General features: G+C 59.4%; 30 protein-coding genes. 10 read left to right on the top strand and 20 right to left on the bottom strand.

Features of this window, described 5'->3' with window-relative positions; genetic code table 11:
* Positions 1-230 precede the first annotated feature (230 nt).
* Entirely contained in the window at positions 231-740 is a 510-nt protein-coding gene (locus AC1RUK_RS02900) for an MFS transporter (protein ID WP_481836842.1), read from the bottom strand.
* 82 nt (positions 741-822) lie between these two features.
* On the opposite strand from AC1RUK_RS02900, the gene AC1RUK_RS02895 reads away from it, so the two are divergent.
* Together AC1RUK_RS02895 and AC1RUK_RS02890 are read left to right on the top strand one after the other, a co-directional pair.
* On the top strand, positions 823-1,185 hold the full coding sequence (locus AC1RUK_RS02895) for a hypothetical protein (RefSeq protein WP_481836843.1): 363 nt from the start codon (positions 823-825) through the stop codon (positions 1,183-1,185).
* 26 nt (positions 1,186-1,211) lie between these two features.
* Positions 1,212-1,358, top strand: coding sequence for a helix-turn-helix domain-containing protein (locus AC1RUK_RS02890; protein WP_481840178.1), 147 nt, complete (start codon positions 1,212-1,214; stop codon positions 1,356-1,358).
* Positions 1,359-1,595: 237 nt separating this feature from the next.
* Here AC1RUK_RS02890 and AC1RUK_RS02885 read toward each other — a convergent pair whose 3' ends face one another.
* Positions 1,596-2,039 (bottom strand): ATP-dependent DNA ligase, encoded by a 444-nt coding sequence (locus AC1RUK_RS02885; protein ID WP_481836844.1) that lies wholly within the window; start codon positions 2,037-2,039, stop codon positions 1,596-1,598.
* A 79-nt stretch (positions 2,040-2,118) separates the two neighbouring features.
* On the opposite strand from AC1RUK_RS02885, the gene AC1RUK_RS02880 reads away from it, so the two are divergent.
* Entirely contained in the window at positions 2,119-2,325 is a 207-nt protein-coding gene (locus AC1RUK_RS02880) for a hypothetical protein (protein WP_481836845.1), read from the top strand.
* Positions 2,326-2,583: 258 nt separating this feature from the next.
* Here the strand turns inward: AC1RUK_RS02880 and AC1RUK_RS02875 are convergent, their stop codons facing one another.
* The 5 genes from AC1RUK_RS02875 to AC1RUK_RS02855 all read right to left on the bottom strand — a co-directional run bounded on the left by AC1RUK_RS02875 (position 2,584) and on the right by AC1RUK_RS02855 (position 5,593).
* Positions 2,584-2,799 (bottom strand): hypothetical protein, encoded by a 216-nt coding sequence (locus AC1RUK_RS02875; protein WP_481840177.1) that lies wholly within the window; start codon positions 2,797-2,799, stop codon positions 2,584-2,586.
* A 495-nt stretch (positions 2,800-3,294) separates the two neighbouring features.
* Complete coding sequence (locus AC1RUK_RS02870; RefSeq protein WP_481836847.1) at positions 3,295-3,513, bottom strand: hypothetical protein; 219 nt, start codon at positions 3,511-3,513, stop codon at positions 3,295-3,297.
* A 283-nt stretch (positions 3,514-3,796) separates the two neighbouring features.
* Positions 3,797-4,219 (bottom strand): cupin domain-containing protein, encoded by a 423-nt coding sequence (locus AC1RUK_RS02865; protein WP_481836848.1) that lies wholly within the window; start codon positions 4,217-4,219, stop codon positions 3,797-3,799.
* 674 nt (positions 4,220-4,893) lie between these two features.
* Positions 4,894-5,157, bottom strand: coding sequence for a hypothetical protein (locus tag AC1RUK_RS02860; protein WP_481836849.1), 264 nt, complete (start codon positions 5,155-5,157; stop codon positions 4,894-4,896).
* Positions 5,158-5,398: 241 nt separating this feature from the next.
* A complete protein-coding gene (locus tag AC1RUK_RS02855; protein WP_481836850.1) occupies positions 5,399-5,593 on the bottom strand; it encodes a hypothetical protein in 195 nt (64 codons plus the stop codon).
* A gap of 22 nt (positions 5,594-5,615) precedes the next feature.
* Between AC1RUK_RS02855 and AC1RUK_RS02850 the strand changes: the two genes are divergently transcribed.
* On the top strand, positions 5,616-5,804 hold the full coding sequence (locus tag AC1RUK_RS02850) for a DUF3606 domain-containing protein (RefSeq protein ID WP_436173224.1): 189 nt from the start codon (positions 5,616-5,618) through the stop codon (positions 5,802-5,804).
* 97 nt (positions 5,805-5,901) lie between these two features.
* On the opposite strand, the gene AC1RUK_RS02845 is transcribed toward AC1RUK_RS02850, so the two are convergent.
* On the bottom strand, positions 5,902-6,162 hold the full coding sequence (locus AC1RUK_RS02845; protein WP_436173988.1) for a hypothetical protein: 261 nt from the start codon (positions 6,160-6,162) through the stop codon (positions 5,902-5,904).
* Here AC1RUK_RS02845 and AC1RUK_RS02840 point away from each other — a divergent pair.
* Entirely contained in the window at positions 6,086-6,325 is a 240-nt protein-coding gene (locus AC1RUK_RS02840) for a DUF982 domain-containing protein (RefSeq protein ID WP_436173956.1), read from the top strand. The genes AC1RUK_RS02845 and AC1RUK_RS02840 overlap by 77 nt on opposite strands.
* A gap of 248 nt (positions 6,326-6,573) precedes the next feature.
* Here the strand turns inward: AC1RUK_RS02840 and AC1RUK_RS02835 are convergent, their stop codons facing one another.
* The 6 genes from AC1RUK_RS02835 to AC1RUK_RS02810 all read right to left on the bottom strand — a co-directional run bounded on the left by AC1RUK_RS02835 (position 6,574) and on the right by AC1RUK_RS02810 (position 10,666).
* A complete protein-coding gene (locus AC1RUK_RS02835; RefSeq protein WP_436173225.1) occupies positions 6,574-7,464 on the bottom strand; it encodes an SDR family NAD(P)-dependent oxidoreductase in 891 nt (296 codons plus the stop codon).
* Entirely contained in the window at positions 7,461-8,240 is a 780-nt protein-coding gene (locus AC1RUK_RS02830) for a hypothetical protein (RefSeq protein ID WP_436173226.1), read from the bottom strand. The genes AC1RUK_RS02835 and AC1RUK_RS02830 overlap by 4 nt, the downstream gene beginning before the upstream one ends.
* A gap of 9 nt (positions 8,241-8,249) precedes the next feature.
* On the bottom strand, positions 8,250-8,837 hold the full coding sequence (locus tag AC1RUK_RS02825; RefSeq protein WP_481839597.1) for a protein-S-isoprenylcysteine O-methyltransferase: 588 nt from the start codon (positions 8,835-8,837) through the stop codon (positions 8,250-8,252).
* A 166-nt stretch (positions 8,838-9,003) separates the two neighbouring features.
* Positions 9,004-9,576 carry a hypothetical protein gene (locus AC1RUK_RS02820; RefSeq protein ID WP_436173958.1) on the bottom strand — a complete coding sequence of 191 codons (573 nt, stop codon included), beginning with the start codon at positions 9,574-9,576 and terminating at the stop codon, positions 9,004-9,006.
* A gap of 147 nt (positions 9,577-9,723) precedes the next feature.
* Positions 9,724-9,864: an ABC transporter gene (locus tag AC1RUK_RS02815; protein ID WP_120019056.1), complete on the bottom strand. Its 141-nt coding sequence runs from the start codon at positions 9,862-9,864 to the stop codon at positions 9,724-9,726.
* A 205-nt stretch (positions 9,865-10,069) separates the two neighbouring features.
* Positions 10,070-10,666 (bottom strand): L,D-transpeptidase, encoded by a 597-nt coding sequence (locus AC1RUK_RS02810; protein ID WP_436173227.1) that lies wholly within the window; start codon positions 10,664-10,666, stop codon positions 10,070-10,072.
* 360 nt (positions 10,667-11,026) lie between these two features.
* On the opposite strand from AC1RUK_RS02810, the gene AC1RUK_RS02805 reads away from it, so the two are divergent.
* Positions 11,027-11,782: an SDR family NAD(P)-dependent oxidoreductase gene (locus AC1RUK_RS02805; RefSeq protein ID WP_481836851.1), complete on the top strand. Its 756-nt coding sequence runs from the start codon at positions 11,027-11,029 to the stop codon at positions 11,780-11,782.
* A gap of 701 nt (positions 11,783-12,483) precedes the next feature.
* Here the strand turns inward: AC1RUK_RS02805 and AC1RUK_RS02800 are convergent.
* A complete protein-coding gene (locus AC1RUK_RS02800; protein ID WP_481836852.1) occupies positions 12,484-13,320 on the bottom strand; it encodes an alpha/beta fold hydrolase in 837 nt (278 codons plus the stop codon).
* A 152-nt stretch (positions 13,321-13,472) separates the two neighbouring features.
* Between AC1RUK_RS02800 and AC1RUK_RS02795 the strand changes: the two genes are divergently transcribed.
* The gene (locus tag AC1RUK_RS02795) at positions 13,473-14,384 is read left to right on the top strand and encodes an AraC family transcriptional regulator (RefSeq protein ID WP_481836853.1); all 912 of its coding nucleotides are present in this window, start codon (positions 13,473-13,475) and stop codon (positions 14,382-14,384) included.
* Between the two features lie 240 nt (positions 14,385-14,624).
* On the top strand, positions 14,625-14,990 hold the full coding sequence (locus AC1RUK_RS02790) for a nuclear transport factor 2 family protein (RefSeq protein ID WP_436173232.1): 366 nt from the start codon (positions 14,625-14,627) through the stop codon (positions 14,988-14,990).
* Positions 14,991-15,504: 514 nt separating this feature from the next.
* On the opposite strand, the gene AC1RUK_RS02785 is transcribed toward AC1RUK_RS02790, so the two are convergent.
* From AC1RUK_RS02785 to AC1RUK_RS02765, 5 genes are all read right to left on the bottom strand, one after another.
* Positions 15,505-16,614 carry a mandelate racemase/muconate lactonizing enzyme family protein gene (locus AC1RUK_RS02785; protein WP_481836854.1) on the bottom strand — a complete coding sequence of 370 codons (1,110 nt, stop codon included), beginning with the start codon at positions 16,612-16,614 and terminating at the stop codon, positions 15,505-15,507.
* Positions 16,615-16,645: 31 nt separating this feature from the next.
* Entirely contained in the window at positions 16,646-16,765 is a 120-nt protein-coding gene (locus tag AC1RUK_RS02780; RefSeq protein ID WP_481836855.1) for a hypothetical protein, read from the bottom strand.
* A 23-nt stretch (positions 16,766-16,788) separates the two neighbouring features.
* The gene (locus AC1RUK_RS02775; protein ID WP_481836856.1) at positions 16,789-16,944 is read right to left on the bottom strand and encodes an alpha-hydroxy-acid oxidizing protein; all 156 of its coding nucleotides are present in this window, start codon (positions 16,942-16,944) and stop codon (positions 16,789-16,791) included.
* Between the two features lie 280 nt (positions 16,945-17,224).
* Positions 17,225-18,616, bottom strand: coding sequence for an endo-1,3-1,4-beta-glycanase EglC (gene eglC / locus AC1RUK_RS02770; RefSeq protein WP_481836857.1), 1,392 nt, complete (start codon positions 18,614-18,616; stop codon positions 17,225-17,227).
* A 231-nt stretch (positions 18,617-18,847) separates the two neighbouring features.
* Positions 18,848-19,645 carry an AraC family ligand binding domain-containing protein gene (locus AC1RUK_RS02765; protein WP_481839598.1) on the bottom strand — a complete coding sequence of 266 codons (798 nt, stop codon included), beginning with the start codon at positions 19,643-19,645 and terminating at the stop codon, positions 18,848-18,850.
* 304 nt (positions 19,646-19,949) lie between these two features.
* Between AC1RUK_RS02765 and melA the strand changes: the two genes are divergently transcribed.
* Both melA and AC1RUK_RS02755 read left to right on the top strand, forming a co-directional pair.
* Entirely contained in the window at positions 19,950-21,416 is a 1,467-nt protein-coding gene (gene melA / locus AC1RUK_RS02760; protein ID WP_481836858.1) for an alpha-glucosidase/alpha-galactosidase, read from the top strand.
* Positions 21,417-21,534: 118 nt separating this feature from the next.
* Positions 21,535-23,619 (top strand): ABC transporter substrate-binding protein, encoded by a 2,085-nt coding sequence (locus AC1RUK_RS02755; RefSeq protein WP_481836859.1) that lies wholly within the window; start codon positions 21,535-21,537, stop codon positions 23,617-23,619.
* The last annotated feature ends 89 nt before the right edge of the window (positions 23,620-23,708 follow it).

The raw sequence follows: 23,708 nt of genomic DNA, 5'->3' as shown, positions 1-23,708 counted from the left end.
TAACTAGCAAATAATGCGCCTGCGGTGGCACTCTCGGACAAAATTCTTCAATAATTTCAATGCAGCACGGCTTTCCCTCAGCGACCTGCTGCGGCGATGCGGGCAGTCCGCCGCGCCATCACGACGCTGGCTAGGCAGCCTATGCCCGCCACTGCCATGACGATCCCCATCGGCGCCGGCGTTCCGTTAGCGAAGACCCCGACCAGCGCCGAGCCTACCATGCCGCTGCCTTACTGGATGGCGCCTACCACTGCTGACGCCGCGCCGGCACGTTGCTGTACGCTTGAAAGCGCCCCAGCTACCGCGTTGGCAAGGATTAGCCCGTTCATTGCCGTAAACAGAAACTGCGTAGCGATGAGCCCGGCAACGCCGCCTAGGCCGGTTATCGTGACAATGGCCAGTGCAGTGCCGAAAACGGCCGCTCCCAACGCTCCGGCAAAGAGCATCCGATCGCTGCCAAGGCGAATGACGAGGCGCGCATTGGCGAAGTTGGCGGCCATCAGCCCCAGTACGCCCGAGGAGAACACCAGCCCGTAAAGCTCGGGGCTGAGCCCATGGTAGGCGATGTAGGCAAAGGCGCCGCCGGCGATGTTGGCGAACACCCCGACATAGAAGAACCCAACGGCCGCCGCATAGCCGACCAGCACCCGGTTGCGCAGGACCGAACTGTAGCCGCCGACCGCCTGCCGGAACGTGTCTGGATGTAGCCGACCAGAGCCGGCGCCTGCCCGCCTACGCATGATGGAACCGAGTCTAGATCGCCAGCGTATATTAGCCAGAGCGTAGATAGCAATTTTCTGCAAATTTTAAGGAGCGGCCGAAATGGCATACGACAGGCGCAAAGGCGACTTGAGTGACCGTAAGTGGCTTTTTGCGGATGACGATTATGAGGTCAAATTTTTTGCTATGCAAAACAACATGACGCCGGAACAGGTGCGCGAGCTGATCCGCCGGCACGGCAATAGCAGGACTATCCTGACCAAGGCCCGCGCAGGCTTTGCCGGGATGACCAAGCTCTCAGACCTCGGGCCGCCTATCGTCGGCACGCGACAGGGTGAGCCCGTGAATGAGGGCGAACATTTTCACCGGTGCCCGGCCTGCGCGCAAGCCGTCGACTGGCGCGACCTACGACAGGTGATCTGGCATGAACAACCAGGGCACGCGCCACTTAACCTCGATTCCTGAAGGGATCCCTGGACTGGAGATGTCATTTGCGAGACTTGACGGCAGAGCAGTCGCGAGCAGCACGGGAGCTATTAAACTGGTCCCGTGTTCGGCTGGGCGCCAAGTCCAATCTTAGCGAAGATACGATCCGCAAGTTTGAGATCGGTCGCAGAATTCCGAATCCGCGGAGATGACGTCGGCGCCGGCGACGTTGGGCACATTGTCGGCAAGCCACCGTTCCAAGAACTCTTTTCCACGAGTGGTCATAACCATTAAGTTCGGATCGATCGTCAGGTTCCCGCGGAAAGGAGAGATTCAACTCCGGCTCATCCAATTTGAGGGCAACCGAGCACCGCCGTTTTGCCAAGTTAGCAGCGACGCAAAGGCGGTCTATAATTCGCCAGCCGGCGAACCATCTCTCCGTTTTCCGGTTAGGCCCAGCGGCCGAACCCCAAGCCACCCCAGCCCCGGCCGCTGGGTCGCCGTAAGAAAAGCCCGCCGCCTATTGGGAGCGCCGGCGACGGCTTTGGACTTCGTTGAGTTTTTTGCTGGCGCCGGGTGATTGCCTTCCGCAGCGCCACGAAGTCGGACAGACCGGCGTCGTTCAGGACGACAATTTCGCCGTCGATGATGACGTTCTGAACATTTAAGCCTGCGGCTGCCGCCACCAGGTCGCGATATTTCGAGGTGCAATCGAGGCCGCGCCGAGTGAAGATCCGAACCGGGGCGTTGTTGATGACGATTTGCGATCGATAGCCGTCGAACTTGATCTCGTGAATCCAGTCGTCCCCTTCCGGCGGCTTCTCCACCAGGGTCGGCATCAATGGCTCGATGAACTCCAGCCGGTCGGAGCCGGCGCCTGCCCGCCTGCGCATGGAACCGAGTCTAGGGCACCGACTTATATTAGCTAGTGCGAACATAACAAGGTTCTGAAAGGAGGAACACGAAACGCCCATGAAAAAGTATGATGGGCCCGCCCGCGTTTCGGTCGTGTATTTTGGCGGTCAGTGGATCGTCCAAATCGTTGAGCAAGGACAATTCAGCAAGCGTGAATTCGAGATCGAACAAGATGCCAAAAATTTCGCAGCGGATCACCGAATACGCCTCAGGCTACCCGCCGATCCTCTTCAGTGTGCCGGGGCGAAGCTGAGGAAAGCTTAGCTAGGCTTAGGCTCGGAAGGTGGCGTGCTCGGGTCTGAGCAATCAGGGTTCGACCATTCCTCACACGAAGAGGGCCGATCACCAACGCCGCCATAGCGTTCCACAAGTTTTGCGAATCCGTAGGCGAAGGCGGAAAGAAGCGCCAGGACAACCGCTATTCGGACGGCCATACGGGATTGTAGCAGGATTGGAGCGGCGACGGCCTATTCCCCCTGCAGAAATCGTCAAGCGCGCGCCAGTGGTGGCCGGGGCTTATGTCTAGAGAGGCGTATCAAGGCCGAGCCGCGCTCGTTCGCCTTGGGCGAAGGCTTTGGCATCTGCCTGGGAACGGAAGCCCTTGATGCTTACCGCGCCGTTCTCGATGACCCGCACATAATGTGTATTTCCAAGTTCCTCGATCTCGACCGAAGTCTTCCATGGTTGCTTGTTCATGGTCGCTGAAACGTCATCACCGGGGAAATGTTCCCGGCTCATCGCGGAGGGCCTTGCCCTGTTTCTGCTGGTTTCGTGTTCGCTTGTTGCAAACCCGAAAACATAAGCCGCTTGAAAATACGAAGGGAAAAAGCCCGCTGCCTGGGGGGGTGGGCTGTTGGGGCGGCAGCGGGCTTTCGTTGCTAGGCAACATCGAGACCATGAGCCGGCGCTAATGCGGAAGACCTTAACGGAACCCGGACAATTTTACCGATCGGTCCGTCGCCTGTGGATACTGGCAAACGCTGTGTGGCGACCGTCTAGAGCCGCTTGGTGCCTTAGTCGGTCGGGCTGGTGTGGGGAGGGAGCGTCGCCAGCGCGCGCGTTCGCCGTCGGCCACTGACCATCCCCCACGGCTGGGTAGCGTCCACAGACGGCTTCACGGTCACGGCATCCACTATCAGCTTAGGTGGTGCATCCAGCCCTTTGACGGCCTTGTGCAGCGCCACCACGACCACGGCTAGGTGATCTTCACGCTTGCCGTTGTCGTTTGCGAGGTCAGCTGGCACTGGCGGCTTCATGCAGCGAGTATGCGCCTTGCGTGCGCCGCTGGCGGGTGAAGATCCGCACGCCCTCCGCATCCCTGACGATCTGCGATCGGTAGCCGTCGAATTTGATCTCGTGGATCCATCCGTCGCCTTCTGGGGGCTTCTCACAAGGGTCGGCATTAGTGGCGGGATGGACTTCAGACGCACAAGCGGACTCGACAAACCGCATTTTAAGGCGCGATTACTAATTTAGTTCCGGAACATTTTAGGCAAATTGAATGTTCGAAAGGTTATGACGAAGCTCTCGGACCTTGGGCCTCCGATCGCAGGTCGCCGCCATGGCTGGGATAAGGTGAGCGAGGCCGACCACTTCCACCCCTGTCCGGTGTGCGGCCAAGCGGTAGATTGGCGCGACTTGCGGCAGGTTGTCTGGCACGACCGGCTTGGCCATGGGCGGCTAAAACTGGACTCCTGAAAAAAGCCCGCCGGCCGAAGCCAGCGGAGCGTTGCTCTTACTTCTTCTTCGGGGCGTCAGCCGGGTTGGCGAACGCAATACCACCAGGGGCGCTGACCTGGACGTCAATGATCCCCTCTTCATCTCCAGTCCACACGTAGTGCATGCCGCCAGGCTGTAGCGCGAAAAAGGCTCCCGGCTTGAGCCACGGGCCGGTCTTGTCGACCTTATCCCCAAACCCGAACCCGACGTTGCCGCTGATCAGCCACACGGCCTCGGCATTAGGATGACTGTGCGGAGGAACGACGTAGTGGGGTGGGAATTTCACGCGGACAACGCTCCAACCGCCGGAACTCGCCAGGACAGCGAATTTTGCGCCTGGCGGAAGGTCGCCAATATCCCCCCACTTCAGGTCAGCACTGTCGGTCGTTAGGACGGCGGTCGTCTTCACGCCTTCTTGACCTTCCGCCGCAAATGCCAAGCCTCCGAATACAAGGACTGCTGCCCCAGTGAGGCCGAGTACAATTGATCGGCCACTATATCGTGATGAACCTCTCGACATGTTATTCATTCGCATCCTCCCGTATCTTTTTCGTCACGCGTGAATGTGCGAGACGGATTATATTAGCTGAGATGCATTTACTTGGCGTCGGGGATTCTGCCATCTCGCCGATATTGCGCGGCGTTGGGAGCGTCGCCAGAGTTAGCCGGATTCGACTCTTGGGCTCATCCGATTTGAGGGAGGAGAACGTGCCCCTTAAGCGAAGATACGATCCGCGAGTTTGAGATCGGTCGCAGAATTCCGAATCCCGGCACACTCACCCGCATACGACAAGCGCTGGAGGGAGCCGGTGTTGTCTTTACGCCTGGAGGGCCGTCGCTAACCAATCTCTCTGAAGGTGAGCCTGGTGTAATCGGCTCCAATGAGATGTAAGGCTCTGAGTCGTCAATGCCGTTTCTAGGCCCGTTCCATCGGGAGAGCAGTTGTGGCATGATGGCATAAGGGCCTATGCATTTTTCTTAATTGATGGCCCCCTGTCCTACGGGTGACCGACGGCCCCACCACCCCACACCCCAACGTTGGTCGCCCCATCTTTTCCCGGCATTTTGCGGGACGATGGCGGCGACGCCGAGCTGCTGCTCTTGAGCCGCTGGTCAGGATGCGCGCGCTAGCGCGAGCGATATGACGTTATCCTCAACCACGTCCGGCAAATCGAAGAGCATCGGCAGTTGCCGCGACGTGGCCATCTCGACAACCAACTCTTCAATGGATTCTAGCGGCAGCCCAGTCCTGACCCTATGCCGAATCATCGAAGCAAGCTTGTGGACCGGCACCGGCGTCGATTTCGGGCGGTCCTCTAGGTACCTGCTGATTTCAATCAAAACATCCGCGTCGATGCTCTTGGGCAGTTTGCGCATTGGTTTCTCCCGCTCGTACCATGCGCCTCGCCAGGAACAGGAGTCTCGAAGAAAGCTCAGTACGTTCTTGGTTTGCTCGCTTGGTACGTTTCGAACATTGGCGCATAAAAATGGGGCGCTATTTATCTCGCCGTCATTCCACATTTGCTCGGCGAGCGGATGCTTGAGGATTGCAATCGCTTCGCCCATTTTTGGGAGAGATGATGCAATGTCACTTCAAGGCACCGCATGCCCCGAAGATTTAGCCTTGCTGACCAAGGCTCTTGACGATCGATGCCGTGAGCTGGGCTTGGCGAACGGCGACCCCGGCAGAGATCAGCTCGGCCGACGAGTGATGCAGCTGTTCGAAACCGGCACCCTCAGCGCCGAAGATTTGAAACGCGCTCTTTCTGAAAAGGTCGTCCCGGACGGAACGCCGGCCGGCCCTACCGAACATGACAGGATCCCGGAGGTGCGAGGTGGCAGACGACAAAACCAGACCCGACTCTCGCGACCGCAAGCGGCTCTCTCCCGACGATGAGTACGAGATGGACTATTTCGCGCTGACGAACAACATCACGCCAGCGCAGCTGCACGAGCTGATCCGCAAGCACGGCAACAATCGGGCAACCCTGACCAAGGCCGCGAAGCTGTTGCCGGCACAATGACCAAACTTTCCGATCTAGGACCGCCAATCATCGGCCGCATGCGCAACCTGGTGCGAGGTTGATGCACCATGCAGATCCAGCAATGAGCCGCTGAAGGTTAATAGCTGAAATGCAAAAAGCCCCACCGCTCCATCTGCGAAGCGGCGCCTCCATCACCCGGATTGCCGAAGCCTACTTGCAACCATTTGGCTACACTCGCGTTCTGCCGTTCGTCGCGGAGAATGCCCCCACCGATGAGCGCTTTTCTTCCAATCAGAATTCGATTTGCAGATGGGCGCTTGATGCTGGTCTCCTCGATCTGTGACGCCGAGAAAGCCCTGGGCGGGCGATGGGAGAACAAGGAAAAACGTACATTCAAGGAGGCAGCTCGCCTCCTCGCTGCTGCGAGGGAGGGAGGTTGCAAGCCTGAGGTTGCCTTTCAAGCGTTCAAAAGGGCGGCGCGAGAGCAGAGCATGCTTCAATCTGTGAAGCGGAGTTCGGCTCTCAAGATGTACGATGAACTTGTCCGATCGCTATTCTAGCGAGAGCACCAGCGTAGCCGACAGAAACGAGCGCCAGCTAGACGGGCAGAAAGCCTAGGGAAACTCCGGCATGCCGGCGCTCATCAGTGCAGGGATCCGATTCCTGCGCCCTCAATTAGATGGGCACAAGCGCATATATGAGGCTCCCCGCGATCGCCGCGCCGATCGCAAGGGCCGGATACTTCACAAGCCGGTCGGCACGCAGGCTGAGGGCGATCGCCAGAGGGACGAGTGGCGTGCTGGTCCGATCAGGGGATAATTCCCCGAGGGCCCCGGCGTAGCTGGAACTGGCGGGTACCGCAGCATTTCTTGAACTTTACACCTGAACCGCAAGGACATGGATCATTGCCGCCGCGTTGCAGCCGGCCAACCAGGGGCAGCATCGCTGCGGAAGGCAGGAGCGCTGCCGCTAGGGCAGCCAACTTGGCCGAGATTCCCGGTACGACGAGGCGACGACCGGATTTGAACCCTCGCCACGCACGTTCGGCCACATCCTCCGGATCCAGCTTGGGCAAGATACTGAAGAGCGGCGTCTGATAGGCGCGGGACCTTTCGAGAAACTCCGTCGACACCGGTCCTGGTGCCACGCATGTGACAGTCACGCCAGTTCGGCGCAACTCCTGATGAAGCGCCTCTGAGAAGAAGCGCACGAAACCTTTGCTGGCGAAGTACAAAGCCATATAAGGCCCAGGAAGGAACCCGGCCACGGAACTGAGATTGAGCACCCCGCCCCGCCCGCGCGCCACCATTCCCGGCAGAAAATGGAGGGTCAATTCACTGAGGGAATGTATGTTTAGATCGATGATGCCGAGCTGGCCATCAATAGGGAGCGCCGTCGCCGCGCCCCGTAGGCCATAGCCTGCGCTGTTGACCAGGACATCACAGACCAGGCCGTGTGCGGACAGAAAGTCCTCTAGGCGCGTTGGCGCATCGCCAGCCACGAGATCCAACTCGAGCGTGAATGCCTCGCCACCCCCCTCCCGAACCTCAGCCGCCGCGGCGGCCAAACCCTCGGGCGAGCGGGCAACGAGCACAACCGCACCGCGCTCACGTGCAGCGACGCGCGCAATTGCCCGTCCAATTCCACCCGACCCGCCAATCACGACGACCGCTGGCCGGAATTCACAGTGCGAAATCATGTCGCGTGCCTCTGCCTTGCAGAAGCGGCAACACTTTGACCGAGCAGCACCACTTCATTGGCGACAGCGCCGTTCAGAATCTTTTCGAATCTCTCTAGTGCTCGTGCGACGTTCGCTCCATCCATTACCCGGTGATCGTAGTGGATGCGGACATTCACCGATCCGTCTTCGCCGATCGGACCGTAGTTCAGAAGCGTGGTCAATGGTGTAAGCGGGTTGAGTGATTCCGCGCCGAGACCCGAATAGACGGACAGTTGGAAGGTACCGAAGTAATTTGCCCTTTGCCGGGCGATATTCAGGCCTAGCCACATAAGCAGCCACCTGAGTGGCGCGGGCGCACGTGCCATCCGCAAGGCACGCCGGAACTCCGTGACCTCAAGAATCGGCCGTGACCGCGCCGCGTGGATCGATGCCTCAAGTTCCGTGATGGAATAGCGCTCCGGGCACTTGATGCAGCTTAACAGAACGGCCGGCTCACCGTCATACTCGCGCTCGTGGGCAATCGAGGCTACGCTTACCGGATACTCGTAAAGCTGCGGCCAGGGCAACTTGACATAGGCGCGCCGTAGCTCCGGCATCTCTCGGGCGAGAAGCGCGTATCCCTTCAGGAAGATCGCGGTCCAAGAGGGCCTGGCCTGCTGCGCCATTCTAGCCGCTACGAGTGGGCCGAGGTTCATGTGACGCTGCACTGCAACCCGTGGCACGCCGATCGAAAACCTCATCAGATCACCAACAAGGCGCCGGGGCATCGAAAGCTTGAGGGCTCGGCCTCGCATCAACGACCTCTAATAGAGATAAGGGACTATGCGCTTGGTTTTTTCCATATAGGCACGGTATTGCGAGCCGAAATTCTCCAGCATCATACGCTCTTCCTTATCCACTCTCAGCAGAAAAAGGACTGCGAAACCAATCAAACCCGAAATGCCCGCAACCCAGTTCGACAGCAGAAAGACCTGGCCGAGCCCCATGAGCAGGAACGAGGTGTACATCGGGTGGCGGACTAAGGCGTATGGCCCGGCGCAGACCAGTTCATGGCGTTCGCGAATCTCAAGCGTAATCGACCAGTTACGGCCAAGTTCCTTGTGGGAAATGCGAAAAATCCACAACGCGGAGCAGAAGATGATGGTGCCTAGAGCCACCGCCCAGGCGCTGGCCGGATGGTCAGCCCCTCCGGGGATGCCGGTGGCGACATAGAAGGCAGGCAGGATCGCTAGGCCAAAAAGAGCCGATGCAAGTCCGACGGTGTCGGTACGTGAGCGGCCGCCACTTACAATTCGCACACGCCTCGCCCGGCGCTCGAAAGGATACCGGATCACATACCAAGCAATGACGCCGACCACCCATATGATCTCGCCAACTGAGGCTACTGCAATGCTCATTTCAGGCCACCGCCGCCCTTTCTGCGATCTGGGACTGTACCACTTCACCCATCCCCTCGATTTCGTCACCGGCCGACCTTCATGCGCAGCGATCCGCTAATGCGACAGCCGGAGGGGCAGTACCGATCGCATTCGGCCCCATCCATTCCTCGAAACTTGGCTATGTATTCATTTCCCGAAGTTTGGTTATGAATTGTTGCGGCCGGAGCTGAATAGCGGGAGTCCTATACCCCATGGAGCGCGCGATGTCCGCCACGAAGCTGTTGCAGTTCAAGACTGTTGCCTGCCAGACATGGGACTTCGCCTGCAGCTTCCGGATGTAGGCAACGACTTTGTTGTACTCGTCCCGAGTCAGCATGACTCGCCAGCTTGCGGATCTGTATTGTTCTTCCAGATCACCGTCACTCCAGCCGGTTTCGGCTGGCACCGGCACGAAATGGCCCAGAACGTAGGGAACTGCACTATTCGAAGCCGGGTGAAGGCCCGCGACTTGGGGATCGACCATTCTCCCGGCTTGGTTCAAGCGCCCAAAAACTGCGTAAGTGTGGCCGTAGCTGAGGGCGTAGCGGGAGCGGAACTCGATGAAGAACCGCTCGTCCTTATCTTGAGAGGCAGTTCCGCCATCGGCAAAAGAAACGAAATTCGGCTGGGCCGGCAGGTCTTTCGTCTGACATGCCGCTGCCGCGAGCGGCAACAGGGCCACAAGCAAGAGACGGCCATTTACAAGCGTCATCGCCGCGTTCTCGAACTTCATGAAGCGCAGGCCCAGGACCAGCCTATGCCCGCCAACCGCGTCGTAGGCTATGAAGTCGGCCTTGGCCCCTGCGTATCGACGGGGAAGGGCCTGGCGGCCCTTCCCATACTCACCGAAAGCCGGTCCTTATTTAATTACGGGCTGCTCTACCGGAGCGGGTTCCGGCGGAGGAGCCTTCCCCTTTCCTTTGCCGATCCAATCGTTCGCGCAGCCGCTCAGGCTGGCAACGGCGAGCATAGCAACCATTGCAATCAAGATCCTGCTCATCAAGCAATCCTTTCCCCGGGGGCGGAATAGCCTATGGAATCGCCACAAAAAATAATGCAGCCCCGCTAAACTAGCTGCAAACTAGGCCAAGGCCTAGTGCGGAAATGACACAATTGGCACCCGGTGCCCCGCGGCCCGTTTACGGTGACGTGCTGGCAGCGTTCACCATCCGACGGAGATCAAGCGTGCGGCGCATCTCAGACCATCAAATAACCAGCACCGTCGTGCCCAGAGGGGTACGGTCGTAGAGGTCAATGATGTCGTCATTTATCAAACGGATGCACCCGTTCGATACCGCTGTGCCTATCGTCCACGGCTCGTTTGTGCCATGCACCCGGAAGTGCGTGTCGCGTCCGTCGCGATAGAGATAAAGGGCCCGCGCACCAAGCGGATTGTTTGGTCCGCCGGGGACCCCGCCTGCGTATTGCACTAGGCGCGGCTTGCGCCTCATCATGTTGTCGGTGGGCGTCCACGACGGCCAGTCCGCCTTGCGGCCGACGGTGGCTGTACCCTTGAACGAAAGTCCCTGCTCGCCGACGCCGACGCCATAGCGCGTCGCCCACCCGTCCCTCTCGACGGCATAGAGGAAACGTTGCGAAGTATCGACCACGATCGTTCCAGCCGGCTCATTTCCGTAATACCGCACATGCTGCCGTCGGTAACGAGGATCCAGGCCACGCCTTGGTGCGAACGCGGATGAAATCGGCTCCGCCGCCTGTCGTAACGCTGACGTACATCCGGAAGCCATCAGAGCCAGACTACCCAGCACGAGCCCCCGGCGCGCAATGTGGTTTTTGTCCATTTCTACCTGCTGAGAAAATGGTCAGCCCTACCGCCGTCATCTCTAACACTCCATGGCCCGCTGGCCAAGTCTCGCGCCTTCTGAACTGACCTGGAACAACCGGAACCAGGCGTTGTTGCGTTGCCGACCGGCCATGCTCGCCAAACCGCTTCACTGGTGTGATGCCTTAAAATCCAGTCAGGCCGGCTGCTTGATGTAACCTTTCATTTGGGCGCCCCGCAGGTTGGCTGACGTCGTCGGGCGCCAGGTGAGTTCACAGGACAGAAAGGGGCCTTGGCTGCCGAAATCTGCTATGAACGAAGCCTCTTGCGACAATCATCTGGCTCCATTCGGTCTGTCGCTGTGGGCAAAAGGATAGAGATGAAGCGTGACTTCCAAGATAAGATCGCGGTTGTGACCGGCGCAGGCTCCGGAATAGGAGCGGCTGTTTCACGGCAACTCGCGCAAGAAGGAGCCGAGGTTGTTGTTGCCGACCTTGATGCTGAGGCGGCACACAGCAAAGCCGCCGAGATACGCTCGCAAGGAGGCAGGGCCCACGACTTTGCGGTCGATGTCACTGATGCGGCAGCGGTGGAAAAGCTGGTCGAGTTCGCTGTCCAGAAATGCGGCGGCCTGGACATGGCGGTAAACAATGCGGGTATCGACGGCGTTCGAAAAGCAACGGCAGACTATCCGCTCGACAACTGGCACAAGCTGATAAACGTCAATTTAAATGGCATTTTCTACTGCATGAAGTACGAGATCGCCGCCATGCTGGATCGGGGCGGAGGCGCTATCGTCAACATGTCTTCCGTTCTCGGTTCCGTCGGATTGCCAACTGCCTCCGCATACACGGCAGCGAAACATGGGGTCGTTGGACTGACCAAGGTTGCGGCGATGGAATATGCTAAAATGGGCATCCGAATCAATGTCGTCGCCCCTGGCTGGATCGAAACGCCACTTTTGTCGGAGCAATTGGAGACGGCAGCCATCCGGCGCATGGCGGGGCTTCAGCCTATGGGCAGGCGCGGGAGACCGGAAGAGGTAGCGGCTCTTGTGTGCTTCCTCTTGTCCGACCAGGCTAGCTTTATCACTGGAAGCTACCATCTGGTGGACGGAGCTTACACCGCCCATTAGGTGCAGTGGCTGGCCGCAGTTCGCCCCTCTTGAATAGCGGGCGGGCCGTGCCGAGACGGCGGTCATGCTATTTGTCGCCCGTCGACTATAAGAGACGCCCATCTGCACGGAGCGAGGCGGAGTTTGGGGAGCCGACCTAAGCGCGGTTCCGGCGAGGCCGGTCGTCATCAACGTATCCGAGGCGCATTTCAGTTGCCGTCATGGCGCGGCTCCGTAGAGAAGGTTGGGTCCCGGTTCCTCTCCCTCTACCATTTGGTCAATAAGATCAATCGGTTACGTGGACATCCGCTACCGCCAGCCACACTGAGCACTCTTGCTGACGCCGATAGCGCACCATAAACGGGCACGGGCTCCGGTGCGGACAGCAGACATTTGCCGGTAATATCGTTGATTGGCAGATCGGCGTCTAAGCACTGGCATTGGGACGTGCGGCCACTGTCTCGTACCACTCCGCAATGCGCGGGAGCTATCGGGGATAGGCATCTTCATTGCTGCCGTCGCGAAATCGACGGTCACTACGGCAGTGATGTCGGCCGCCGAGAAAGCGGTTCCAGCCACTGGGCAGGTCGACAGGATAGACGTAGCGCGCCGCGCGAACGTCGCGGGCGCAAGCCTATCGCCGGCGAAATCGAAGGCCTTACTGAGAGATCCCAAAACTTACCGAAGCTCCGTCGATTAGTGGGAACAATCACAATCGACGATCAGAGAACTCGATAACCGCTCGCGAGCCAGCGTTCGATTTCTGCGGCATAAATCTCCGGTATGTCTTCCCACAGAAGGTGGCCGCCATCCAACTCGATATAGCGGTTACGAGGGAGATGAGCCGCGAGTAGTCGACCGTTCTCCGGCGGTACGATCGGATCGTCTCGGCCGACCAGGATTAGAATCGGCGTTTCGATTTCACCCAAGACCCGCTCAAGGCGCGGTAAATCGCGAGGATAGGCGCGGACGAAATTGGTGGCATCTTCGAAACGCCGTCCTGCGGAAGCCTGCCGGTAATCCTCGAGGACTGCTGGAGGGGGTTCAACCCGCGCCGATTGCGAGACGAATCCAGCGCCGATCGGACCCCCATCGATCGCGGCAAATGCTCCGGGTTCAGAAGCGATCAAATCCTTCAACTGTCCGGCGGCGAGGTCTGCGTTGGCGGCGCCGCCGCCAACCACAAGGCTCTCAAACAGTTCGGGCTTGCGCGCCGCCGCGAGTAGCAAGGAAGATGTACCCACATCGGGACCAATCGCATGCATACGGCTGATGCCGAAATGTGCGGCTGTCTGAAGGATGAAAGCGGCCATACCTTCAGGGGACAGCACCTCAGGGCGACTGTCGGAGACTCCGAAGCCCGGAAGATCAAGTGCGATCAACGGATTTCCACGCCCAAGCACGGGAAGCACGTCGCGAAAGGCGTAGATGCTTTCTGGCCATGGACTGGTCAGCAGTACCGGAACGCCCTGGTTCATCCCTGATCGGGCATAGCGAATACGCAGGCCGTCAATCACGGCGAACTCTACTGTCCCAACATCGGGAAGATCGTGATCCATGTCCGTTTCTCGCCTGAAAATACTCGTTACCGCTTCTCGCCTTGACTCGTTCATTGGGCTTGGCGGCAACCCATAGAAGCATTACCAGGAAAGATTGACCATGCGCATATGAGGCAATATCATAACGGATCGTCTCACATGAGTCGTAGCCCATGGACCCACTGAACGACTGGATAAGAGCAATTCGGGCCGAGGGCGTGGTATTGGTGCGCACGCGCGTCGCGGCCCCGTGGGGATTCTCGGTTCCGCCGCGCAATGCCGTGGTGTTTCATTTCGTTGCGCAGGGACGCGCCTTTGTGCGTCGGCCTGACGCTGAGACAGTGGAATTGCGTTCCGGTGAGCTAGTTTTGTTTCCGCGCGGCAGCGCACATGAAGTGGCGCATTCCGAGCATGGCAAGGCGATGCCGCTGGATATTTTTTTGGCCAGGTGGGATGGCGTTGTTGATAACGATGCAAAAGCAAGCACGCTGATCTGTGGTCAGTACAATCTGGATCAGCACCTCGCACTTCCGGCCCTACGCGCGATGCCACCAGCCATATCACTCCACGCCGGGATCGAGCCCGGACATTCACCATTGAGAAACACGCTGCGCATGCTTAGCGACGAAGTTGAGGCGCCCAATTTTGGCAATCAGATCGTGGTTCGCAACCTCATTTCGTCCTTGTTCGTCTACTTCGTGCGCGAGTGGAGTGAGGCATCATCATCTAGAGCAGGCGACTGGTTCTCGGCCATGCGTTCGCCGTCACTTGCGCACGTCCTCACACGCATGCATGAATCGCCCAATTACGCTTGGACGTTAGAAGAGCTCGCACGAGAAGCCGGCTTGTCACGCGCTGCTTTTGCCCGTCATTTCAGTACCTTAATAGGCGAGCCACCACACACTTACCTAACACGATGGCGCATGGGTATTGCAGCGCAGTTGCTCGAGGAAACCAATCTAAGGCTGGCCGAGATCGCTTCGCGTGTCGGCTACCAGTCAGAATTTTCGTTCAGTCGCGCTTTCAAATCGGTTCGTGGTGTCTCGCCGATTCATTATCGTCGTACCGCATCAAATTCAGGTTGAATGGAACGGAACGCCGAGCGCTGGCAAAGAGAGACGAATTGCGATGCAGTCGCGCCTCTTGCGAGACGGCTTCAGTGTTTCTCGATTCCGCTGACCCGATGACACGGCGCCGCGCCGTGAGACGAATAGATATGAAATAGCGATCAATTGGCATTCATCGTCGAGCCGATTGGCGGTTCAGTGGCCGTGAGGAATTGGCTCGTTCGGCGGGCCAACGACACACACGAGGGAGCGCACTTCATGCAACGCGACAAGATGAAAACCGCCATCGACACCGTCTACGGCAAAGTCTTCAACGAGGGTCGAGGTGACTTGCTGCCCGGTCTGGTGACCGGCCCGTACATCCAGCACAACCCGATGTTCCCGGACGGCACCGATTTCATCGTCAACTTCCTCAAACAGGTCAAGAAAGTGCCCTGCGAGGTCAAGCGTGTCGCCATCGACGGCGATTTGGCGTTCATCCATGTGCGGTATCTGGATTGGGGCGGCAAGGAAACCGCGGGCGTCGATATTTTCCGCTTCGATGCCGACGGCAAGATTCTTGAACACTGGGATGTGCTGCAGCCAGTGCCCGAGAGCGCGAACAATCCAAACGGCATGTTTTGAGTCGATCGCAGATGCTCGCGCGCTGCTTTGTTCGCTTCAGTGTCGGTAAATCGAGCTTTGAGGGCCCTGCCGTCGGGCGCGTTAACAACCGAGCATTCTGTGACGAAGCATTGATGCTATCGCCTTAGATGGACTAGGCCGCGACGCACTGGATACGCGCTTGCATTGCGAGGCGGCCGGGTGGGGATTGCTTGCTTCGCTAAGCCACGACAGTGAAGCCTGAACTGGCAGTTCGATGAGTGTGGGGAAAGGCGGTAGCGCTCTCCCGCTACCATTTTGGTCAATAGGATCAATAAGTTAAGCGCCACTACCGTCAACCGCCTTGAGCACTCGCGCGCACCAAGCCGGGAAACCGTGTTGGCTATTCGGAAGGGTTCGATATAGGCGTGAAGCGCCAAGTGCGAAAATCCAGCCAACACGAGCACGGCAATGTCATGCGGCTTGCCCGACATCTGAAGCGCAGCGTCAGGGTGGACGGGGCTGCTGATTTCGTAAATGCGGGCAGGAGCGTTCATCAGCAACCATAGCTCGCTACCGGGGCGCCAAAGACGCCAGCTTCTGGCTTGACCCCGAGGCCCGGTCGCTGCGGCACGGCGATATGACCGTTTTCTATGACCACGGGGTTCGTATTGTCGTAGTGCCCATCGATATATTCTTGCGCGATCCAGGCGCCTTCGAAGCGACGTGGCTCGACGGTAGAAGCAAGATGTGCGCAGGCCGCTGCGAGAATGTCGCCACCCCATGCGTCGTCGCAGCTGTGCGGCAACGATCGGATGGAACACATGTCGCGAGCGGTCATCATTTTGGTCAGCCCGCCGAGGCGAGTGACTTTGAGTCCAAAGCCGTCCGCGATACCCGATGAGATGGCCCGCAATACCGCATTCAGGTCTTCGGTGTTCTCGTCCAGATAGACCGGATGGGTAAGCCTGACTTTGAGAGTCGCGATCTCTTCCATGCTGTTGCATGGCTGCTCGAACACGAACGGAATGGATTGGCAGAGCCGGTCGAAGTGAAGGGCCGACGTTACGGTCAAACCGCGATTGCCGTCCACTGCCAGGCGGGCCTTGAAGCCAACAGCCTCCCATACCTTATGCACGGTTGCGACGTCCTGTTCGAGATTGTGGCCACCGATCTTGATCTGGAGACGCGGGTAACCCGCCTTGACCTTGTCGGCCGCGATACGCGCAGTCTCATCGGGAGAGCCGACAATGGTGGAGTAGTAGGAAGGCACCCGGTCGGTAAGCGCGCCGCCCAGCAGGGTTGAAACCGGAACGCCCAGGCGTTGGCCAATGACGTCGAGCAAGGCTATGTCGAGCGCCGCCTTGGCGTAGCCATGACCGGTTAGACGCTCATCCATTCGCTTGGCGAGATGACGCACGGACTGGGTCTGCTCGCCAATCAGGCCGGGGGCGATCTCGGCTATTGCGGCGCGGGCTCCCAAGGCGTGGTGTGGTTGATAGACCGGCCCGACGGGGCAGGTCTCTCCCCAGCCAGTCAGTCCATCTTCAGTGGTTACCTCAACAAGGGTGCTATCGAGATTCTGAACCGTGTCGCTCGCCATGCGATACGCGCCGCCTTTGACCGGCAGGAGCGCCCGGTATACGTTGATGGAGCGAATGCGCATGCCGACGGCTCAATAATCTTCGTTAAGCGCGTCAACTGCAGGAATCTCGCGTGAACGTCGATTGATGCAGGCGCGCAGTTCCTCGCTCTGGCTCCTCGTACTCCGCCAAGAGCCGTCGCGCATGCTCCAGCGCACGCTGTTTGATGTCCATGGCGCCCTCGGCCTTCCACTGCTCTATGGACCGGACCTGCAAGACTGCAGCTCCCGCGGAGTTCGAGCGCCAAGCATGGCGAGACTGATGTCGATTTCGGTCCTCATCATCTCGAGCACGGCGTCCGCTCCGGGTTCACCGGCGGATGCCAGTCCCCACAAAGGAAGACGGCCCAACATCACCGACTTCGCACCAAGCGAGACATATTTTAGAACGTCGAACTGCTGGATGTCGGTACGGACACCGTCCGCGCCGACGAGCCTCGGGCATCATTGGCCCACTAGAGCAATTCCAGGAAAAGTGCGGAGCGGTTTTCCGTCCGGAATTGCGTAAAAACAAATGTTTAGAGCGGGTCGGCGATTCTATCAAAAGCTGAACCGCTCTAGAGCCGCATGCTTGAGGTAGCGCCAACGGTCGATCACCGGGATGTTCGCAGCGTCGGTCGGAAGCGCGGCTAAATTAGACATACCAATCGCTCAGCGCGTAGGCATGGATATTGTCGATCTGCATTTCCGCAGGCGTCGCTAGCCCGTCGGCGGGCGTCCCCGCGATGCCGCCAACCGCCAGATCGACCAGCATGTACATCGGGTCGTGCATGTCGGCGGGCGTTGCGGCACGGGCAACTTCGACGTCGTCGAAATACCAGACGAGTTCGTCTTCCGTCCACAGCACCCCGTATGTGTGGAACCCACTGGTATCCGCAACAAAGGCCGTCGAGGCCACTGTCGTCTGGGTTCCCGTCTCGTTCGAGTGGCTTGTCAAAAGGAGCTTGTTTGGATCCTGACCGGTCATCTCTATGACATCCAGTTCCGGTGGCCAGGAGCCGTCCTCCGGCAGAAGCCAGAAGGCCGGCCATGCGCCTTGTTTTTCGGGCATGTCGGCCCGAATTTCGAAATAGCCGTAGGTTTGTGCGAAGGATTCGTAGGTCGTCAGCAAGCCTGAGGTGTATTGGTAGTTGTTTATATAAGGCTTGATCGCTTCGGAAGCACGGGCAGCGGTAATCGTAAGAACACCGTCTTCGACGCTGAACGGGTTGACGGTACTCGTCGGGGCGTAGCTGGTATCGATATACCATTGAAGCTCGTTGTTGCCCGTGAGCGAGCTGCCGTTTGCGCCCCCCCACCAGAAGTTCGAGTCCCAGGTGCCGCTCGAGCCGTTCCACAGACTCAGCGTGTTGAACTCGTCCGCGAAGGTGAGTTCCAGATGCGACCTGTCCAGGGCCAGATCGAACTGGCTTGCGGTGAACTGGTCGACGGTCTTGTTGGCGAAGACGAGAAACTCGGTGTCGGACAGGTTAAGCCGGACGTTCGCTCCCGACTGGACCATGTTGGCCTGCACCTGCTCGAACGAGTTGAAGCCGTAGCTCCCGACGCGCGCAGTATCCGTGGCGCCAAAGTCCAGGATCAGGTCACTGCCGTTGCCGGGGGCCACGGCGAAAATATCCGCCCCGGATCCACCCTTGAGAACGTCATCGCCTTTCAAGCCGTCGAGCGTCTGTTGGCCGGAGCCGCCGGTAATGATGTTGTTCGCCGCGTTTCCGAACGCATAGTGTTTGTCGCCCGTGACTGTCAGGTTCTCGAAATTCGCTGGCAGCCTGTAGCTCATCCAGGTCGAGATGGTGTCGACACCCTCATTGGCCAGCTCGACCGCCTTGTTCTTGGTCGAATACAGATAGTAAATGTCATCGCCCTTGCCGCCATACATCGTGACGCTGACGCTAGCGTCGCCGTAGATCGAGTCGTTGTATGTGCTGCCATAGAGTGCCGGGCCGGAATTCGCCGCCGAGTACCACTTTGTCGAGGACCCGCTGTAGGGAAGTGGAACGCCCTTGGCGTTCAGGACGGTGGCCATTCTGGTCTCCTCGTCTCGCATCGATGCCGGCCCTAGCATCTATGGAGGGCATGAGAAGCCAATGCTTTTTTTGGTCTTCGACTTGAGAGAGTTACCAACAACTTAACACGCAGGCTGTCCGAGGCGCGCTCATTGCCTCAATGCCTAAGGATTGGGCCGCCAGCCCTTTTATTGGTCACGAGTTGTCGCAATCTGTGCGTCGCGGCTGCGGCGTGGAATGGGACATAACATCTAACGGTGGTTTCCCATGCTGGCATACATGCCGGTGGTGCGGAATTGCGTCGGATTGGTGCCGTACAGGCGGCGGAAGACTTTCGAGAAGTAGTTGGCGTCTTCGAAGCCGCACATGATGGCCACCTCCTTGACCGGCAGGAAATCGGCTTTCGTCAGCAGCTTCGCCGCGCGCTGCAGCCGCTGTTGCAGCACGAATTCGGCGGGCGGAATGCCCTCGCTCTCGGCAAAGCAGCGCGAGAAATGCGCGCGGCTCAGGCCGCTGATCTCGGCGAGGTCCGCAACGCGGAGCGGCCTGTCGAGATTTGCCTTGATGTGGTCGACCACCGGCTGCATGGCGCTCTCCTCGTCGGTGAAGGCATGCGAGCCGAAGACATCGTCATAGAGCGCCATCGCCGCCTCGTAGGCCACCGCCGACGCCGCCCCAGGCGTGGCCGCTCCCGTGATCAGGCGCACGCTGCAATCGGCGAGATGATCGATCGTCGACGGCTGCAGCCGCAGCACCGGCCCAACAGCGGAAAGGATCGACTTGTGGATGCGCAGCGCCTCCTCGCCGTTCATCGAGATCCAGAAAAATTCCCAGCGTTCGCCCTTGGCGAGCCAATAACGGTGGTTGTGCGGCACCAGCACCAGCAGCGTGTCGCCCTTTTGCAGGCGGTAATTGCGGCTCTCATAGCGCAACCGGCCAGTGCCGCTGATCGTATGCTGGAGCACGGTAAACGGCGTCTGGCCGCGCTTGCGCCCGTCCCAGTCATAGATCTCGTTCTCGCGCACTTCATAGCCGGTGCTTGTCGGCATGGTGTGCAGGCGCTGGCGGCCGCGCGGCAGCGAGACTGTCCTGGCCGACGGCCCGGAGTTGATCAGGTTTCGCAGCACAAAATTACCCCTGAAAGCATAATCCTTCTCTGGTCGCTTTCTCGATTAGGCGCATAATGCGCTACGAAAAGCAAAACAAACCGCAGTGCAAAACAAATAGCGGTCGAGGAGCGGACAGGAGGAGGCGCCGGATTCCGGTTTGTCTTGGCCACATGCCCTGGCATGTGGATCGGACTTCTTTTCACCGCCCTTTGCCCAACACGCCGATCAGGTCGAGGCTAGGCAGATGAGTTTCAAGATCGCTATCATCGGCGCGGGAAGCGTCGGCTTCACCAAGAAGCTCTTCACCGACATCCTGTGCGTTTCCGAATTCCAGGATATCGAATTCGCGCTAACCGACCTTAGCGACCACAACCTCCAGATGATCAAGGCGATCCTCGACCGGATCGTCGAGGCCAACGGACTGCCCACAAAGGTCACGGCAACCACCGACCGTCGCAAGGCGCTCGAAGGCGCGCGCTATGTGATCAGCTGCGTGCGGGTCGGCGGTCTCGAAGCCTATGCCGACGATATCCGCATTCCCTTGAAATATGGCATCGACCAATGCGTCGGCGACACGATCTGCGCCGGCGGCATCCTCTACGGCCAGCGCAACATTCCGGTCATTCTCGACTTCTGCAAGGACATTCGCGAGTTCGCCGAGCCTGGCGCGAAATTCCTGAACTATGCCAACCCGATGGCCATGAACACCTGGGCGGCGATCGAATATGGCAAGGTCGATACGGTTGGCCTCTGCCACGGTGTCCAGCACGGCGCCGAACAGATCGCCGAGGTGCTCGGAGCCAAATCCCATGGCGAACTCGACTATGTCTGCTCCGGCATCAACCATCAGACCTGGTTCATCGATCTGCGTCTCAACGGCCGCAAGATCGGCAAGGACGAGCTGGTCGCCGCTTTCGAAGCACATCCGGTCTATTCGCAGCAGGAAAAGCTGCGCATCGACGTCCTGAAGCGCTTCGGCGTCTATTCGACCGAAAGCAACGGTCACCTGTCCGAATACCTGCCTTGGTATCGCAAGCGGCCGGACGAAATCACCCGCTGGATCGACATGTCCGACTGGATCCATGGCGAAACCGGCGGCTACCTTCGCTACTCGACCGAAACGCGCAACTGGTTCGAGACGGAATTCCCGCAGTTTCTCGAAGCGGCATCCAAGCCGATCGACCCAACCAGGCGCTCCAACGAGCATGCCAGCCACATTCTGGAGGCACTGGAAACGAACCGCGTCTATCGCGGCCATTTCAACGTCAAGAACAATGGCGTCATCACCAATCTGCCACAGGACGCGATCATCGAGTCGCCCGGCTTCGTCGATCGCTTCGGCATCAACATGACCTCGGGCATCACATTGCCGGAAGCCTGCGCCGCCACCTGCATTTCCTCGATCAACGTCCAGCGCATGTCGGTGCATGCGGCGATCAGCGGCGACATCGACCTGCTCAAGCTCGCAGTGCTGCATGATCCGCTGGTGGGCGCCGTGTCGACGCCCGAGGAAGTCTGGCAGATGGTGGACGAGATGGTCGTCGCCCAGGCACGTTGGCTGCCGCAATACGCCAATGCAATTCCGGCCGCCAAGGAGCGGCTATCGAAGTCCAAGGTCCGGACCAGGGATTGGGCGGGTGCCGCGCGGCGCGACGTCCGCTCGATCGAGGAATTGCGCGCCGAAAAGGCGGCGCTGAAACAGGCCGTCTGAGTTTCACGAGCATAGCGGCAAATTTCCGGGGGGAAGACCGCAGCCGCACCGCATGCAAAATCGTTCGAGGAGAAATGGAGCGGCGTAAAGCACGCTCCCAACAAATGGGAGGAAGACGATGAGGAATTTCCGCAACATCAGCATTTTAGCAGGGCTGGCGCTGAGCGTATCCGCCATGGCATTGAATGCATACGCATCCGAACCGACCGTGCCGCCGGCGCCGGCGCAATTCCCCGCCGAAGGGAAAATCAAATATGTCGCGCGCGACTCCATCCTGGAGTTCAAGGCGCTGCCCGAGTACCACGAACCCGACTGGGTCACCGAGAAATACGTCAAGGCCGGCAAACTGCCGCCGGTCAAGGATCGGCTGCCGAAGGAGCCGCTGGTCTTCAAGACCGGCAACATGCCTGATGGCATCGGCGTCTATGGCGACACCATGCGCCATGTCATCGGCGGCCGGCCGGAAGGCTGGAACTATGGCGCCGGCCAGACACAAGGCTGGGGCGGCATCGATATCGGCCTCTCCGAATGCCTGACCCGCACGGCGCCGCTGTTCCAGGTCGAGGCCAAGGACACCGAACCGCTGCCGAACCTGGCCAGGAGCTGGGACTGGTCGAAGGACGGCCACAAGCTGACCATGCGTCTGATCGAAGGCGCGAAGTGGTCGGACGGCGTTCCCTTCAACGCCGACGACGTCATGTTCTACTGGGACGACGAGGTCGTCGACCCCAATGTCTCGCCGCTGAACGGCGCCACCCAGGAAACTTTCGGCGTCGGCACGACGCTGAAGAAGATCGATGACTACACCGTCGAATGGACCTTCAAGGACGCCTTTCCGAAGCAGTATCTCTACGCCATGGCCTACGGCACCTTCTGCCCCGGCCCGGCGCACATCCTGAAGCCGCAGCATCCGAAATACTCGAAGAACACCTACGAGCAGTTCAAGAACGCCTTCCCGCCGGAATATATGAACATGCCCGTGATGGGCGCCTGGGTGCCGGTTGAGTACCGCCCTGACGACATCGTCGTCATGCGCCGCAATCCCTACTATTGGAAGGCCGACGAGAAGGGCAACCAGCTCCCTTATCTCAACGAACTGCATTACAAGCTGTCGACTTGGGCCGACCGCGACGTTCAAGCGGTTGCGGGCTCAGGCGACTTCTCCAACCTCGAACAACCGGAGAACTTCGTCGCTTCACTGAAGCGTGCGGCGGATAAGGATGCGCCGGCTCGCCTTGCCTTCGGCCCGCGCCTGATCGGCTACAATCTGCGCATGAATTTCTCGGCCAATGGCTGGGGCAACCCGGACGAACGCGGCCAGGCTGTCCGCGAGCTGAACCGCAACGAGGACTTCCGCAAGGCCGTCACCATGGCGCTCGACCGCAAGGCCCTCGGCGACTCGCTGGTCAAGGGTCCGTTCACGGCGATCTATCCCGGCGGCTTCTCCTCGGGCACCAGCTTTTATGACCGCAATTCGACCGTCTACTATCCATTCGATCTCGAAGGCGCCAAGGCGGAACTGGCCAAGGCAGGCCTGAAGGACACGGATGGCGACGGGTTCGTCAACTTCCCGGCTGGCACCGCCGGCGGCAAGAATGTCGAGATCGTCATGTTGGTCAACAACGACTACACCACCGACAAGAGCCTTGCCGAAGGTGTCGTCGGCCAGATGGAAAAGCTCGGGCTTCGGGTGGTGCTGAATGGTCTGAACGGCACCCAGCGCGACGCCTCGCAATATTCCGGCCGCTTCGACTGGCTGGTGAGGCGCAACGACCAGGAGCTGACGTCTGTGGTGCAGAACACCGAGCAGCTTGCTCCCGTCGGCCCGAAGACCAGCTGGAACCACCGGGCGCCGGAAAGCGGCGAGGTCGACCTGATGCCGTTCGAGAAGGATCTCGTCGACATCGTCAACAAGTTCGTCGCGTCCGACGACAATGACGAGCGCGCCAGCCTGATGAAGCAGTTCCAGAAGATCTCAACGGAACATGTCTACACGGTCGGCCTGACCGAATATCCGGGTGCGCTCATCATCAACAAGCGCTTCTCGAACATCCCGCAGGGAACGCCGATCTTCATGTTCAACTGGGCTGAGGACACAATCGTCCGCGAGCGCGTCTTTGTCGCCGCCGACAAGCAGCAGAAATACGAACTGTTCCCCGAGCAATTGCCCGGAAAGCCCGGGGACAAGGGTACGACGAACTGAGTTTCCTCCCTGACTGCGAAGTTCCCCGGCCGCGCTGCGGCGCGGCCGGGGTCAAGGATACCCAAACCCGATTGCAAGGAGGAGAAACG

It is taken from the genome of Mesorhizobium monacense, from assembly GCF_056781675.1.
This window is presented reverse-complemented; position numbering and strand designations above follow the sequence as displayed.